The 16,861-nt window shown below is 41.9% G+C and carries 13 protein-coding genes; 2 read left to right on the forward strand and 11 right to left on the reverse strand.

Annotated elements, in window-relative coordinates; translation table 11 throughout:
• Nucleotides 1-469: 469 nt before the first annotated feature.
• Nucleotides 470-1,591: an endonuclease/exonuclease/phosphatase family protein gene (locus AC0J5Y_RS08490; RefSeq protein WP_475130291.1), complete on the reverse strand. Its 1,122-nt coding sequence runs from the start codon at nt 1,589-1,591 to the stop codon at nt 470-472.
• A 492-nt stretch (nt 1,592-2,083) separates the two neighbouring features.
• Here AC0J5Y_RS08490 and asd point away from each other — a divergent pair, with 492 nt between their 5' ends.
• Complete coding sequence (gene asd, locus AC0J5Y_RS08495; protein WP_475130292.1) at nt 2,084-3,217, forward strand: aspartate-semialdehyde dehydrogenase; 1,134 nt, start codon at nt 2,084-2,086, stop codon at nt 3,215-3,217.
• A gap of 58 nt (nt 3,218-3,275) precedes the next feature.
• Here asd and AC0J5Y_RS08500 read toward each other — a convergent pair whose 3' ends face one another.
• On the reverse strand, nt 3,276-3,938 hold the full coding sequence (locus tag AC0J5Y_RS08500) for an SOUL family heme-binding protein (protein ID WP_475130293.1): 663 nt from the start codon (nt 3,936-3,938) through the stop codon (nt 3,276-3,278).
• A gap of 219 nt (nt 3,939-4,157) precedes the next feature.
• On the opposite strand from AC0J5Y_RS08500, the gene tgt reads away from it, so the two are divergent.
• Entirely contained in the window at nt 4,158-5,309 is a 1,152-nt protein-coding gene (gene tgt, locus AC0J5Y_RS08505) for a tRNA guanosine(34) transglycosylase Tgt (RefSeq protein ID WP_475130294.1), read from the forward strand.
• A gap of 432 nt (nt 5,310-5,741) precedes the next feature.
• Here the strand turns inward: tgt and AC0J5Y_RS08510 are convergent, their stop codons facing one another.
• The 9 genes from AC0J5Y_RS08510 to AC0J5Y_RS08550 all read right to left on the reverse strand — a co-directional run bounded on the left by AC0J5Y_RS08510 (nt 5,742) and on the right by AC0J5Y_RS08550 (nt 16,735).
• A complete protein-coding gene (locus tag AC0J5Y_RS08510; protein WP_475130295.1) occupies nt 5,742-5,873 on the reverse strand; it encodes a methionine/alanine import family NSS transporter small subunit in 132 nt (43 codons plus the stop codon).
• A gap of 52 nt (nt 5,874-5,925) precedes the next feature.
• Nucleotides 5,926-7,443: a sodium-dependent transporter gene (locus AC0J5Y_RS08515; RefSeq protein ID WP_475130296.1), complete on the reverse strand. Its 1,518-nt coding sequence runs from the start codon at nt 7,441-7,443 to the stop codon at nt 5,926-5,928.
• Nucleotides 7,444-7,737: 294 nt separating this feature from the next.
• The gene (gene lpxA / locus AC0J5Y_RS08520; RefSeq protein ID WP_475130297.1) at nt 7,738-8,517 is read right to left on the reverse strand and encodes an acyl-ACP--UDP-N-acetylglucosamine O-acyltransferase; all 780 of its coding nucleotides are present in this window, start codon (nt 8,515-8,517) and stop codon (nt 7,738-7,740) included.
• Between the two features lie 174 nt (nt 8,518-8,691).
• On the reverse strand, nt 8,692-9,201 hold the full coding sequence (fabZ, locus tag AC0J5Y_RS08525) for a 3-hydroxyacyl-ACP dehydratase FabZ (protein WP_011280792.1): 510 nt from the start codon (nt 9,199-9,201) through the stop codon (nt 8,692-8,694).
• 111 nt (nt 9,202-9,312) lie between these two features.
• Entirely contained in the window at nt 9,313-10,329 is a 1,017-nt protein-coding gene (lpxD, locus tag AC0J5Y_RS08530) for a UDP-3-O-(3-hydroxymyristoyl)glucosamine N-acyltransferase (protein WP_475132135.1), read from the reverse strand.
• Between the two features lie 150 nt (nt 10,330-10,479).
• Nucleotides 10,480-12,915 (reverse strand): outer membrane protein assembly factor BamA, encoded by a 2,436-nt coding sequence (bamA, locus tag AC0J5Y_RS08535; protein WP_475130298.1) that lies wholly within the window; start codon nt 12,913-12,915, stop codon nt 10,480-10,482.
• A gap of 263 nt (nt 12,916-13,178) precedes the next feature.
• A complete protein-coding gene (rseP, locus tag AC0J5Y_RS08540; protein WP_475130299.1) occupies nt 13,179-14,552 on the reverse strand; it encodes an RIP metalloprotease RseP in 1,374 nt (457 codons plus the stop codon).
• 58 nt (nt 14,553-14,610) lie between these two features.
• Complete coding sequence (gene ispC, locus AC0J5Y_RS08545; RefSeq protein ID WP_475130300.1) at nt 14,611-15,819, reverse strand: 1-deoxy-D-xylulose-5-phosphate reductoisomerase; 1,209 nt, start codon at nt 15,817-15,819, stop codon at nt 14,611-14,613.
• Nucleotides 15,820-15,925: 106 nt separating this feature from the next.
• Nucleotides 15,926-16,735: a phosphatidate cytidylyltransferase gene (locus AC0J5Y_RS08550; protein ID WP_475130301.1), complete on the reverse strand. Its 810-nt coding sequence runs from the start codon at nt 16,733-16,735 to the stop codon at nt 15,926-15,928.
• Between the last annotated feature and the right edge of the window lie 126 nt (nt 16,736-16,861).

The following is a 16,861-nucleotide window of genomic DNA, read 5'->3' on the forward strand; positions in this document are numbered from 1 at the left end:
AGTAATATCGATACATCAAGTACTGCTGATATTAATTTTTCTTGCTTGCTGTGCCTACGCAGACAGAGGCTGCAAAAAATTTATACCAGCAGCACTGTAGCGTTTTTGAGATATTTTAACTATAAATGCTCAAGCATCAAAATGACGAGTAAAAACATATAAATCACTATTTTACACACAAAGAAAAGCCCCGAACCTAGGGCGATTGGTTCGGGGCTATGGTTTTTCATATTATTATTGTTATCTCTTCCGTGTTGACTCATCCTAAGTCATAAACAGTAATCCATGAGACAGTGGGCTGTCCTGTCCTATTATTGATACTGTCTCAACACTACATCCTTGCGTATCCTTGTATTGATGGATGTATTCTAAAACAATTGATGTGCAGCGACTAGAGGCTAAAGACCTTATTTAACGTAAGCATTTGCTTACGTCTGATTTGCTTAGCTAGCAGGTATCTTGCTCACTTCTATTCCGATTCTTCACGCTCTTTAGACACCTTGCAACCTTCTTTTTTGCCTGCTTCGATCTTATTTTCCGCCTCTTTAAAGTCGGCTGCTTGTGCTGTAGGAGCATTTCCTTTTTGATTACTTTCCTCTTCTGGCTCATATTGCAACGTTGTCATCACAGGAAAGTGGTCAGAGCCAATCGAAGGTAAACGTTCAATATCAATCACTGTGAAGCAAGCACTATGGAAAAGATGATCCAATGCCCAACGTAAAAACGGATAGTTAACATGAAAAGTATTGATAAAATGTCGGCCGATACGGGGATCTAGTAGCCCTGAAATACGTTGAAAACGACGTGTGGTCTGTGACCAAGCAACGTCATTAAGATCACCTGCCAATATAGCCGTTTGCTTATTATCTTTAATATGCTTGCCAACCATCAATAGCTCAGCATCACGGGTCGTAGATTTATCAGCTTCTGTTGGACTAGGGGGCATAGGATGCAAGCAATAAAGCCAAATGACGCGCCCACCTTGCAACTGTAGCTGAGTATGAATAGAGGGTATATCATCAATAATCAAATATTTAATTTCAGGGTCTATCAGCTCAAGCTTAGAGTAGAGATGCATACCATATAAATTATCTAAAGGCACTTTTACCGTATAAGGGTAATCAGACTCAACTTGATTAAGCGCTTTTTCCCATTTTTCATCACTTTCTAAAGTAATTAAGATATCAGGTTGTTTCTGTTGTACTAACTCAACCAATTTATAAGTATCATCATTGGTGGTCAACACATTTGAAACCATGATTTTTAACTGATATTCTTCAACATCCGGCTTATCCTTAGCATTTTGTACTTCTTTTTTCCATAGCCTCGTATAAGGCAATACCATTCTGAACTGAAAGGCTAACGTAATACTCAAAGCCGCAAACAACAGCCATTGCTCTAGCTGCCACTGAGGTCCAAATATCACCATGCCAAGCCAAGCAATGATACCAAGTATCATGATTTGAATACGAGGGAAATCCACACCGCGTACCCACCAATTGTCAAGTGGTAGCCATCCCCAAATAGTGATAAATGCGACGAGACCTGCCAGTCCTTGCGCACCGTAATATAGAAAGGAGAAATCCACCATGTGTATCGACCATTTATCAAATCAACAGCTAGACTGTTGATTATGTTCATTATTATTATGGCTTAGCGTCTGTAATAGCTAAACGATAAATTCTCTTAATAAAATGTATATAGAAATATTTAAATAAAAAACATAAAAACGAAAAGTACTTAAGGTAAGCATTATACATAAGGGCTTACTTTAGCATTTCAGACAACCTGCGCCTACTATTGAACACTAATTACCTAATAGATACCATAAAACATTACAAAGATTAGGAGTACGCCTGTGCTTGTTCCCTTATCAAAGTCGACACTTTACTCATGCTGAACATCATTTCTAATTCATTAGCAGCGATAGAAGAATGACCATAACTCAAATTTATAACTATCATAGTTAATAGTGTTAGTAAAACCCGCGAAACCCATCAAAAAACCTTGCTTTTTGGAGCTATTCACGGCATTGTTATTGGTTGGCGATGCAACAATTTATTGTAAAAAAGGATTGAGTTTGATGAGTGATTTAACAGTAGGGTTGGTAGGCTGGCGCGGTATGGTCGGGTCAGTATTGTTACAACGTATGATGGAAGAAAAAGATTTTGACGGTATTACGCCAGTATTCTTTTCAACCAGTAATGCAGGCGGTGATGCGCCAAGTTTTGATGGGATTAAGACCAGCCAACTACAAGATGCTCATGATATTGACGCCCTTACCGCTTGTGATGTGATTATTACCTGCCAAGGTGGCGACTATACCTCAAAAGTACATCAACCACTGCGGGATAGCGGTTGGACTGGTTATTGGATTGATGCGGCAAGCACCTTACGCATGGAAGATGATAGCATCATCATTCTTGATCCGGTTAATCGAGTTGTTATCGATAATGCACTCGCTGAGGGTAAAAAAGACTTTATCGGTGGCAACTGTACTGTGTCACTAATGCTGATGGCAATTGGTGAGCTGTTTAATAAAGGCTGGATAGAATGGGTCAGCGCCATGACTTATCAAGCCGCTAGTGGTTCTGGTGCTAATAATATGCGTGAGCTGATTGAAGGCATGGGTGTATTACGTGATGCTGTTAAAGATGAGCTTGCCAATCCTGCTAGCGCCATTCTTGAGATTGATAAAAAAATAGCTCAGACTCAACGCTCAGAAGATTTTCCTAAACAATACTTTGGCGTGCCATTAGCCGGTAGCTTGATTCCTTATATCGATTCACAGTTAGATAACAAGCAGTCTCGTGAAGAATGGAAAGGCGGTGTTGAAACCAATAAGATCCTTGGCAACTCTGAAGCAGATAAGATTGCTATCGATGGTATGTGTGTTCGCGTTGGAGCGATGCGATGTCATGCACAAGGCTTAACGATTAAGCTCAAAAAAGACATTCCATTAGAAGAGATCGAAGCAGCACTGAAGAATAGCGGTAATCAGTGGTTAGACGTGGTTGAGGACAATAAAGAAGCCACTATGAATCGCTTAACGCCTGTTGCAGTAACCGGAACCTTGACGGTCGCACTAGGTCGCCTGCGTAAGCTTAATATGGGGCCTGAGTATTTAGGCGCATTCACCGTGGGTGACCAACTGTTATGGGGCGCGGCTGAACCATTACGCCGTATGCTGAACATCATTCGCGAGCAAAATAGCTAAAGCTAATATTCTGAATTCGGATATAGAAAAGACAGCGATTGCTGTCTTTTTTTATGAGTTATTCTTGCTGATAAGCGATCATTACTTCATTGCGGCGCATAAATGGCAGCGTCCATGGTGGATTGTAACGTGCTAATTCGGGTTCACCTCTCATCGTTAATTTTTGCGCCTGCATCCAAGACTGTAATTCTAACGTTTTCGCAGCCGCCTTTTCACTGCCAGCAAGCCCTGAAAACTTAATAACACCGTAAGTCTTAGCGGGTACTTTCACTATTTCAACATTTGAATTATTTGGTTTTGGTAGCGTTTGCGGCGTGTATTGGCTTGGCATGATAAATTGCACACGCCATTTTCCATCGCTTTGTTGCATACTCACTGGCGCTGTCATGGCTATTTTTTGCGACTCATCACTGCTATTTTTATTTTTAGCTTGCATCTTCACAGGGGCAGTCATGCTGATTTTACTACTCTCCCCACTTGGCGCGGTATTGCTACCAAATATATAATCCGCTAACACCTTAAACCCTGCACGACTGGCGGTATTTTGATTACCGGTAACCCAAGTCTGCGCCACCAGTTGCTCATCATAGCGACGCAATTCAAAATTTTCAGTTTGCGACAAGACAGTATATTTCGGCTCTTCGGTAGCCATAGCTGCTCCTGATATCGATAACAAGCTACTTAATAATAAGCTGCTCATTAAGTAATTTTTTTTGGTCATGAATTATCTCCATTGTCCAAAAGCATATAAGGTATTAAGACTTGAGTTTTTGGTCTGTTTTCTACTTTAGCAATGACCTGATTACGATGTCTGTAGCTTTTAGTTATAGTCGACTAAAAACATCCCGTGAAATCTATATCAGATAAACATCAATAACCAAAAAAAGCCTAACAATGCTATAATTAGCAACATTTTCATAGCTCATATAGCGGTTACCTTATGCAATTTGTCTTACATAAAACAGCCAGTGGTGTCACTCGCGCACGCCGTGGTACAGTTCACCTAAATCATGGCGATGTACAAACGCCGGCCTTTATGCCAGTAGGTACTTACGGTACCGTTAAAGGTATGCTACCACGTGATATCGAAGCAATTGGCGCAGATATCATCTTGGGTAATACTTTTCATTTATGGTTACGCCCTGGTACCGATATTATTGATAAGTTCGGTGGCTTACATAAATTCATGCATTGGGATAAGCCTATTTTGACTGACTCTGGCGGATTTCAGGTATTCAGTCTAGGCGCGATGCGTAAGATCACTGAAGAAGGTGTAACTTTTAAATCACCTATCGATGGTGCTAAAGTCTTTTTATCACCAGAAAAATCGATGCAGATTCAATATAGCTTGAATTCAGATATCGTGATGCAGTTTGATGAGTGTACGCCCTACCCAGCCACCCACGATGAAGCTAAAAAGTCTTTAGAGTTGTCACTACGTTGGGGACAACGCTGCGTTGATGAGCATAAAAAGCTTGGCAGTACCAATGCATTATTTGGCATCATTCAAGGCAGTATGTACGCTGATTTACGCAAGCAATCACTAGAAGGCTTGCTTGAAATTGGCTTTGATGGCTATGCCATTGGCGGTTTGTCTGTTGGTGAGCCAAAAGAAGAGATGATAGACGTCCTAGATTATATCGCAGATGACATGCCTACCGATAAACCGCGCTATCTGATGGGTGTCGGCAAGCCTGAAGATCTCATTGAAGGAGTACGCCGTGGTGTCGATATGTTCGATTGTGTCATGCCAACTCGGAATGCGCGTAATGGTCATTATTTTGTCACAGGCGACGCCGACAATGCGGGCGTGGTACGTATACGCAACAGCCAATACCGCATCGATGAAGGTCCGTTAGACCCTGAATGCGATTGCTATACTTGCCAGAATTTTAGTCGTGCTTATTTATCGCATTTGAATAAATGTAAAGAGATGCTTGGCGCGCAGTTAGCGACGATTCATAACTTGCGTTACTATCAACGTTTGATGCAAAATATCAGAGATGCCATCGAACAAGATAAATTTGATGAGTTCGTCAATGAATTTTATAGCAAACGCGGTCAGACGGTGCCAGAGCTGAATTTGCGTTAATCTATAGTGAAGGCAATATTAAAACAATACAGTGGGACTGAAGTAAATTTTACGCCGTCTCTGTCGGCGTAAGTTTAGCACGTTCGAAAAATTCATACACGCTCTGTGTTGGTATAGTCAATGAAAAGTAAAATCGATACATCAATAGTCCTGTACTACTGGTATCAATTTTTCTCGCTTGCTGTGCGCTTTGCACTCCAGAGGCTTCGAAAAATTTATCCCAGTAGCACTGTAGCGACTTTAAAGTATTTCAACTATATATGACGTATCTGTTTTATTTGGATTCAACTGTATTTTGAGTAAATTCAGACTTAATAATGAATCTGCTATAGCAGTATATTAAATACAAAAATGCCAGTCGGCTTGCACTGACTGGCATTTTCTTTTCTTGATTAACAACCTTTCTGCCTAAAACATTTGATACTTAAATACTTAAAAGTTATCATCAGGTACTTCGCTCATGGGAACATCTGGGTTTTTTCTTAGATGTATGATAGAAGCAGTCAGACCACCCCATATAAGTACCATAGAGATAATCATAAAAATAATAGCTGAAGTGCTCATAATAAATTCCTATTAAAACGTTAATCTATCTGCTAACTATTTAGGTTGCTTACTAACGTGCATCATCAATTGCACGAGCTTTAGCATCTTCTTCATCATGGACACCCTTGATACGGCTTAATATAAACGCACCTAAGCCAAACAATACGACTACCCCCCAACCAAAGAGTAATAAGATAGTTGAAGAATAACCCTCATAGGGTGTTTTAACCAAATCAATAAACTTAAGCCCTAAAGCGATGGTAAGTACAGTTGGGGTAATAACGGTGAGCATAAATACCCAAGCGCCGCCCAGTTTGATACTAGAGATGCGATTGCTGTGAGCAAGTAAATTTGGAATTTTATTACGGTTAAACCAAGTAACCAATACAATCGACATTAAACCACCCGCCACGATACCGATATTATTCGCAAAGTGATCGATGACATCTACTAATACTAATGAGCTGCCAGTAGAGAAAGCTGAGATAGAGATAACCGCACATACGCCACATATGATAGCAACTGCTTTCTTACGTGACCAATTAAATTTCTCTTGGAAAGCTGAGATAGGTACTTCTAGAATACTGATAAGAGAGCTAATACCAGCCACGACCAAAGAGCCAAAGAATAAGAAACCAATCAAATCACCACTTGGACCCATAGTAGAAATGATTTTCGGAAATACGAAGAACGCAAGGCCAACACCGCCGCTAGCAACTTCAGAGACATCTTGCCCTGTTGAGACTGCCATAAAGCCGATAGCAGCAAAGATACCAATACCTGCAATAAGCTCAAACGAAGAGTTGGCAAAACCAACCACTAAGCCTGCACCGGTCAAATTGGTATTTTTCTTCAGGTATGAGGCATATGTCACCATAATACCGAAACCTACTGATAAAGAGAAAAAGATATGGCCATAAGCGGCTAACCAGACATTAGGATCCTTCATTTTTACCCAGTTTGGCTCAAAAAAGGCATTTAAGCCGACTATAGCCCCCGGTAAATTGATTGCTTTATATACCATAACCCCAAACAATACCAACAGCAGCGGCAGACAAATTTTATTGGCAAGTTCCACCCCTTTACGTATGCCACCTAACATAATTAAGATGGATAATGCCCAAACGATAACCAAACCTATGAACATCTGTGGTACAAAGACGGAGGTTAAGTCTCCTGTATGTTTTACAAAGTCACTGACAAAAAAGGTGGTGGTGTCTTCACCCCATTTTTGTCCAAACGAAAAGAACATATAACTACCAGCCCAAACAATAACGGCTGCGTAATAGATGGCTATCACAAAAGATACCAGCGTCTGCCACCACCCTACAAACTGTCCAGATGGTGAGAATTTCTTATAAGCACGCGGCGCTGCAGTACGATATTTATGCCCTATAATATAATCTAAAAATAATAGTGGAATACCTGCGGTTAATAAAGCAATAAGATAAGGCACCATAAATGCCCCACCACCGTTATCATAAGCCACATAGGGAAAACGCCATATGTTACCCAGGCCTACCGCTGATCCGATAGCGGCTATGATAAATCCAGTTCTACCAGACCAATTTTCCCTCTGCTGTGCCATATAACACTCCTAAAATTTATCAATAATCTCTTTGATCATATTTATTATTTGTATTAAATAGGTTCAAACAATCAAAAAGATTATAAGTCAGCTGTTAGTTAAAATAAGTTGCTGTAACCTTACTACAGCTCATAAGCAAGTTTCTGCTAAGCAACTAAAAAAGTCAAGTAATCATAAATATAAAAAGCCATAACTAATAGTTATGGCTTTTTATATTTATGATTACTATTTATAACATTTAGTTTCTATGGTAAAAACTATTTAAAATGACCTACCGATGTACCTAAACAGAATTTAGCGCACGACTCCACGGCGACTTTTCTGTAGCGAATCGATTAAAAATTCGATTTTCGACTCTTTTGGCAGCAGATCTTGTTTCAATACTTCAAGTGCTTGAACTGTCGTTAAACCAGATCTGAAAATCACACGATAAGCTTGACGCAGCACGTCGATGCTATCTTTAGACCAGCCTTTACGGCGCATACCTTCAATATTAAGACCATGTGCCTTAGCAGGATTACCTGAAACCATGGTAAACGCCGCTACATCTTTTAAGACCAAAGTTGCACCACCAACCAAACTATAATCATCAATTGTACAAAACTGATGAATGCCTGAGTTGCCACCGACGATAATATGATTGCCAATGGTAACGTGACCGGCGACGCCAACATTATTAGCCAATACATTATGGTCACCAATTAAGCAATCATGAGCCACATGAGTGTTAACCATGAGCAAGTTATGGCTGCCAATTTTTGTCAGCCCACCATCTTGCTCAGTACCACGGTGCAAGCTACAGGCTTCTCGAATGGTATTATGATCGCCAATCTCAAGCCAAGTACGCTCACCCGCGTATTTGAGGTCTTGAGGGTCTTCGCCAATGCTTGAAAATTGATAAAACTGATTGTATGCACCGATACGAGTCAATCTAGTAACGACCACATGGCGATGTAACACCGTATGAGCACCAATCGTAACCTCATCACCGATGATACAGTAAGGGCCAATGGTTGCGGTTTTATCAATCGTAGCAGACGGTGAGATGAGTGCTGTGGGATGGATCTGACTCATAATAGAGGCCTTTGTATCATCGAATGCAATTAAATTAGTAAAACAAATACAGACAGCTTGGTGAAATTAACTAGCCTCAAGCTGCCTTTGTTAAAAAATAAGATGATGCTAATACATAAGCATTAACATCATGGTTTACATGTTTTATACATTATTAAAAGTGGCTAATGTGGTTTATTGCTCTTGACGGGCAATCATAATCTGCGCACTAACCGCCAGCTCATCTTCAACATGTACAGTACAATCAAACTTATAAATACCCTGCTTTTGCATCACAATTTTAGAGCGGATAATCAGCTGATCACCAGGGATAACACGGCGCTTAAAGCGCACTTTATCAACCCCTGCGAACAAGTATAAATAGCCATCTTCTGCCGTCAGTCCTGCACTAATAAAACCCAGAACACCTGATACCTGAGCCATGCACTCAACCATCAATACGCCTGGCATGATAGGCTCATCAGGGAAATGCCCATTAAAAAACTCTTCATTAATGGTGACGTTTTTTATGCCCGTGATACACTCGCCTGGTGTACAAGCAACTATCTTATCCACCAATAAAAATGGGTAACGATGTGGCAAATAATGCTTTAATGTATGGTAAGTTAATGGCAACGTTAACCCTTGTTCAGCCAAGCTTTTGATGTCTTCTGCCGTTGGGTTATCAATATTGCTAGTGCTCATAGTAACGCTTCCTTGCTGTATTTAAAGTCTTGCTTGAGAGTAAAGCTTTGCTGAGTTTTAATATTATACATAATCTAAGTATGAATTTTTTTAACTATGAATCTTTAAAAGCTAATCACGACCAAGCTGGCGAAAACGGACAGCCGCACGGCGCCAGTTAGCAGTTGGCATAGCAGCCGTGCCAGAAGAGTACGATCCGGCAGTGGTGATTGACTTAGTGACCATAGTCATACCAGATAAGGTAACATCATCTGTGATATCAATATGTCCGGTAATACCGACTGCCCCGCCAATAATGCAGCGTTTGCCAATTGTAGTACTACCTGCGATACCTGTATGAGCAGCGATAGCCGTACCATCACCGATACGGACGTTGTGTGCCACTTGGACGAGGTTATCAATAATAACATGATTTCCAATTACCGTATCATCGATAGCACCGCGATCTATACAGGTTTGACTGCCAATGCGTACATGATCACCTATCAGCACACGCCCTAACTGTGCAATACGCTCCCAACCTGTGATACTAGGATTGGCAGTGGGGGCAAAGCCAAAGCCTTCTGAGCCTATCGTCACCCCAGCGTGTAACCTAACATGATTACCAATAATACAGTCAGGTCCTATCACCACTTGTGATTTGATAACGCCATCTGTACCAATGGTAGTATTATCCTCGATGACCACATGAGCTTCAAGCACGCTGCGATCACCAATCTGCACTTGCTCACCGATGACACAAAAAGCGCCGATAGTCACTTTATTGCCAACCACTGCACTGTCGGCAATGACGGCCGTCGGATGAATGCCAATCACTGGGCACTGGCGAGCGAAAAGTTGACTTACACTAGCATAAGCCAAATAAGGGACAGCAACGATTAAAGCTACCGTATCATTTGGCGCTTCGTTACGATGCTCTTCAGTGATGAGTACTGCACCAGCATGAGTATTAGCCAGACTAGAGAGATAACGGGGGTTGCTCAAAAAACTTAATTGCCGGCAGTTAGCCGTGGTTAAATTACCGATACCTTCTAAGGATAGACGGCTCTGCTCAGCGCTAAGCTCAGCCTTGTTAAGAACAGGCTGACGCTGCTCAATCTGCGAGATGAGTTGCTCAATCGTTATCATAATGGGTGTTAGTATTGGCATGAATAAGAGGGTCGTCAAGTTGAGATATCATCTTGACGACCGGCTAAATCTAACGAACGCTTCAACTACTTAAAGGGCTGAATAACTAGTATAAAACCCTTTGCATAGCAAAAAGCAATTAGTAGATGCTTAGAAAGTGTTACCAATTTGGAACTGAACCTTTTCAGTCTCATCACCTTCTTTGTCACCGATAGGTACAGCATAGCTCAAAGAAATCGGACCAATTGGCGTATACCAAGTGACGCCTAAACCGGCACTAAAGCGTAGACTGCTATCTTGAGTCAATAATTTTACAGGACTACCATCTTTATTTTCATAAGGAGCACCTGTTTTAGGGTTAATAAAGTCACGATCTTCTTTATCCGTGGTATCAAATACCTGACCACCTTCAGCAAATAGTACTGGACGTACTTGATCTGCCCAATCGCCTTTAAATGGCATTGGTAGAATCAATTCAGTACCAAAGCTGACTAGGGCATTACCACCAACCTCTTCGTCTTGAGCATAACGTGTCTCTTTATCAATTGCATCAGCATAACTTTGTGATTTAGGGCCTAGTGTTGAAGCCTCGTAACCACGTACTGAACCATAGCCACCGGCATAGAAGTTTTCATAAAACGGTAAGTTATTACCATAACCAAGCTTGGTATAACCGCGAGCGACCCAGTCTTTATAGATAGGTTGATAAATATTACCAGTATAAACCAGCTTCTGATAACCAGCATCACCCATACCAATGGTCGCATCGACTGTATGGCTCATGCCTTTATTCGGAAATACGGGACGATCTAAGGTGCTGTAATCCCAACCGAAAAGCAGATTATAGCTTTGATATTCATTTTTGAAGCCTGTACGACCTTCAAAATCGCCTGTGAAGTCTTCGACGGTACCGCCATCATCGATAATTTCCTGTACGTTTGAGACACCAAGGAAACGCCCACCGCGTATAGTGGTATTATCGACATTGATACCTGCACTCACGCGTTTGGTTTCATCGACCGGATAACTATAATTAAGTGTGGCACCATAAGCATCGGTAACATAGTTACTAACGTTTCGATCATCGAATTTGGTCTCACGATAGTAGGCACTAATACCTTGTGATACACCATTTTCTGTGAAGTACGGATCGGTATAACCCAAGCTATAAGAATCACGTGTCTCTGAGCGTGACAAAGAAGCTTTAACACGGTCACCAGTACCCATAAAGTTATTTTGGGTAAGATCTAACTGGAAGGTAACACCGCCACTTTGTGAATAACCGGCAGCAATGGTTGAGCTACCAGATGGCTGCTCTTCAACCGTATAGTGTACATCGACTTGGTCTGGTTGATTAGGAACTGGCTTCACATCAACGTTGACATTTTTAAAAAAACCTGTGCGCATCAAACGCGTACGTGACAGCTGAATTTTATCACTAGAAGCCAATGACCCTTCCAACTGACGCATTTCACGGCGCAGTACTTCATCTTGGGTTTTTAAGTTACCCGTAAAATTGATACGGCGCACATAAATAGGACGTGCAGGATCAATATAATAATCGATATCGACTACTTTGGTCTCGTCATTGATACGCGGTACTGGTCTGATTTGCGCTAAATAATAACCCTCATTACCATAACGACTCTTAAGAGCGGAAGTGGTGGCATCAAGCTTGGCTTGTGAGTACTTTTCTTTAGCATCAAAGGTAACCAGCTCTTTTAATTCACTGGTTTCAAAAGTTGGCTTACCTAAGAAATTGATTTCGCCAAACTGATATTGCTCGCCTTCGCTAAGACTGACTTCGATAAATACACTGCTCTTATCTTCACTGATATTGAGCACCGCATTGTCTACTGAAAAGCGTACATAACCATCATTTAGATACAGGGCTTTTAGATTCTCTAAACTTGCCGCCAGCTTCTCTTTTGCATAACGATCAGATTTAGATAAGAGACGTGTCCATGAAGACTCTTTTACTGCAAAGACTTCTTTAATTTCTTTATCACTAAAGTGCTTATTACCAATAATATTGATATCAACTACTTTGGCCGGATTGCCTTCGATAAAGCGCACATCAAGCTTGACGCGGTTGCCATCAAGCAGCGTCTGATCGACTTCAATATTACTATTGTAATAGCCTTGGCTGATATATTGCTGTTGTAGCTCGTTTGCAACGCCCTGTAGGGTTGCTTGCTTAAGCACATTACCAACAGCAAGACCTGCATTATTTAGGCCTTGCTCAAGCCCTTCTTTGGGAATAAGTTTGTTGCCATCAAAATTAACTTCTGCAATCGTCGGACGTTCAACGACATCAAAGCGCAGCTTGCCGCCTTCGATACGGCTTTGAATGTCAGCAAAGTTTTCGGTCGCATATAGTGCTTTGATACTGGCAGCCAGATTTGCATCATTGACCGTATCGCCTATTGTAATAGGCAGTACTGGATATAAACTATCAGGTGTTAGGCGTTGTAGACCATTAAAGCCAATATCAGTGACCACAAATTCTGCAGCCTGAACCGGCATACTCATCATTGCTACAACTAACGGCAACCCAGCCGCGCTCATAAATAAAGGCGTACGCATAAACACTATCCGTCAATAAAAAACTTGCTTAAGTTAAGTTGAAAAGCACATCTTATCTGGTCTCTTTTGTGTCATATCGTAAACACTTAGGGAGCAGACTCAGAACACTTTATATAAAACGCGTCATAAAATAAACTAAAATATAAAATTAGTACAGCAGCACGGCGATTAAAGAAATTGCTTATCAGCCTAACAATAGACACAGGATAAGCATAAAACCATTAGTCTATCGCATCTTACCGTGCAAGAAGTATGCTATATCATCAAAATAGCCGACTGATATCATTACCAATTGCTAACACCATGAAACCTGCCAGCAAGAGTAAACCAATATTTAAGCCTACCATTTGCACGCCTTCAGAGAGTGGCTTGCCGCGTATCAGCTCAATTAGATAATAGACAATATGACCGCCATCTAATACTGGAATTGGCAACAGATTCAAAACCGCGAGGCTCAAACTGATTAAGGCTGCCGTAGATAATACCATTTGCCAACTGATATCAAAACTTTGTTTAGCGACTTTAGCAATGGTAATCGGACCTGATAAGTTATCAAGACCTATCATACCTGATAGCATCTTGCCCATTGAGCTGACAGTCATAACGGCCAATTGCTCAGTTTTCTCAAACGATTTGACTAACGACTCAGCTGGACCATAGACCACAGTGGTTTTGTACGCATCAGGAATGACAATCTCAGACTGTGCCACCATAGCACCAATTTGTCCATAATCGTTACCTAAATTGTCTTTTTTACCTTGCGGCATAATCTGCAACTCAATCGGCTGATCATTCCGTAATACGCTAAATGTCAGCAAAGTCTCAGGATTGTCGCGGATAATACGAGTGGCGCTAATCCAGTCATTAATGGCTTCGTCATTGATAGCAGTGATGCGGTCGCCAGCCTTGAGACCTTGACGACTTGCTGCGCCATCAGGCGTTACATCACCGACTATCGGTGCAATATTTGGTTGCCACGGTATCATACCAAAGCTTGATAAGGCATCTTTACCTTGCGCGGCACCTTGCATAAATTCTTTTACAGGTGCTTGATAAGTTTTGGTTGCATTATTATTGGCTTCTGATTGCAACGTCACGCTTATATTGGCTGTCTCGCCCATGCGTCCAGCAAGGCGATAATTAATCCCTTCCCACGTCTGTACGTCATGACCATCAATCGCAACGATTTTATCACCGGCAGGTAACTGTGCTATCGAGGCAGGCGTATCTGGCAATACTTGACCAATTTTGGTGGCAAGCTGCTCTGAGGGAGTCATAAATAACACCCAGAACAATGCAATGGCAATAACGAAGTTCATGATAGGACCGGCAGCCACAATAGCTATTTTCTTAAGCGGATGCTGACGATTAAATGCTAAATGCTGCTCATCTTTGGCCACCTCACCTTCACGCTCATCAAGCATCTTGACATAGCCACCGAGTGGCAGGGCTGAAATACGATAATCAATCCCACTTTTTTTGCTGGTCCAGCCAAAGAGTTTGGGACCAAAACCAATAGAATACGTAAGTACTCTAACGCCGCAAAGACGCGCTACAATATAATGACCCCACTCATGCAAAGCAATAAGCGGACCTAAGACAAATATTGCCGCAAGGAGCGTTAATAGAAACGTCATGATTTTTTCTCAGTAGGTACTCTTAACATCATTATAAAGGCGATAGCGCTTGATACATCTAGATCAATCTTGCCACCAGCTTCTCAGTATGCTGACGCACTAGGTTATCCATTGCCAAAATTTCATCAATATCGGCAGTCTCAGTCAATGCCGAAACTTGTATCTCATTCAATGCTTGTTCATTAATATCAGCAATATCCGTCAGACGAATTTGATTATTCAAAAATGCCGATACTGCAATCTCATTCGCCGCATTTAGAATAATGGTCGCGTGCGTACCCGCTTGCATCGCCTCTCGTGCCAGACGTAAGCAGGCGAATTTTTGCAAATCAGGCTCGATAAACTCTAAACCACTTAAGGCACATAAGTCTAATGGCTGAGAGCCACTGTCAATACGGTCAGGGTAGCTTAGCGCATGAGCAATGGGCGTTTTCATATCTGGACTGCCAAGCTGCGCCAAAAAGCTGCCATCGCTATATTCTACCATTGAGTGAATGATACTTTGTGGATGAATCACCACATTTATCTTATTTTCAGGCAAATCAAATAAATGACAGGCTTCAATCAGCTCAAGCCCCTTGTTCATCATCGTGGCAGAATCAACCGATATTTTTTGTCCCATCGACCAGTTTGGGTGTTTGACCGCTTCAGCGACACTAGCTTGCTGCATCTGCATAAATGACTGCTGTAAGAACGGTCCACCAGAAGCTGTTAGCCATAGCTTACGCACGCCATGATTTGGTCGGTGAATTTGGGTATTATCCTGCTGAATGGCAAAAGGTAAACACTGAAAGATAGCATTATGTTCAGAATCAAGAGGCAGCAAAGTTGCATGATGTGTTTTGACCGCATTGATCATGACTTGCCCTGCCATCACCAGCGCTTCTTTGTTCGCAAGTAAGATACGCTTGCCTGCACGAGCAGCAGCTAGAGTAGAAGGCAGACCTGCGGCGCCAACAATGGCAGCAACGACAGTATCAGTTTGTGAATCGATAGCGATATCTACCAACCCTGCATCACCGCCCACCACCTCGATATCGAGACCTGTAGCTTTCAGACGCTGTGCAAACTCATCAACCGCAGCTGTTGGTACGCCTACCCGCTTAGGAGCGAACTGCTGACAAAGAGCAAGCAGCTTATCTAAACGGTGATATCCAGATAAGGCATAAACATCGTAATGCTGTGGTTGTGCTGCCAAGATGGCTAACGTACTGTCGCCAATCGAACCTGTCGCGCCTAATACGGCGATACGTTGGGTCATAACCATGGGTGCCTATAAATGATACAGTAGTAATAAGATGAAAATTAAATGAGCCGCTAAGTTTATGTTCTGTCAGATAACTGCGTAAGCGATTTTGATAATATTAGGCAAGTCAAACGACAATCAAACCAAACTGCTGTATTGCCCAAAAACCAAGCGCAAATATCGGCGTAGCAGGTAGCAGTGAATCAATACGGTCAAGTATTCCACCATGCCCCGGTAGAATCGTTCCTGAATCTTTAACATTAGCACGGCGTTTGAGCATTGACTCAAACAAATCGCCCAGTACGGAAGCTAAAATCGTCAGAGCCGATAATGCCACAAAGGCGATGAGAGCTGCACCCGCCAATTGTAATTTAAAGACACTTATAATTACTACGACCAGTAGTCCTGTGACTAGGCCACCCGCCAGCCCTTCCATACTCTTATTGGGCGAGACATTCGGTGCCATTTTTCGGCGACCAAGCTTGCGCCCAACAAAGTAAGCACCACTGTCTGCACACCAGACCAATAAAAACACATACAGTAGCCACCATGGCGACAATTGCCATAAGTAAAACATAGCCGTAATTGAAGCCGTTAATATCACTGTTCCCATTAGCGCCAACTGCTTGCCGTACCATTTGGTAGACGTGGGGAAAACTCGTACCCAAGACAGCGCCATTAACCATATGATGAGAGAAGCTGCCCACCAAAAAAGCCACGTGACTTTAAACATAAGTGACACTAACGTCAGCAGCAACACCAATAGGACGAAGACCGCGGGCTGACGCCACTTTGGCATCAGTTTCGTCCATTCATGGGCAGCAATAATCACTCCAATCCCTAAAAGTGGTGCAAATAATATAGGGGTTTGGCTCGCAAACATTGCAATACCAACGATAATAACGAGAACAATTGCCGTCTTAATTCGTTGCCACATACTTATTGAGCCTTATAATAATGAAGAACATTTGATCAAATTGCGCGATAAATATTGACTATAGATAATGACGTATCATAGCCAGAAGCTGACTATAATAGCGTATTGATAGTGACGCACGCTATT

The organism is Psychrobacter sp. TS_SC_6, assembly GCF_056156305.1.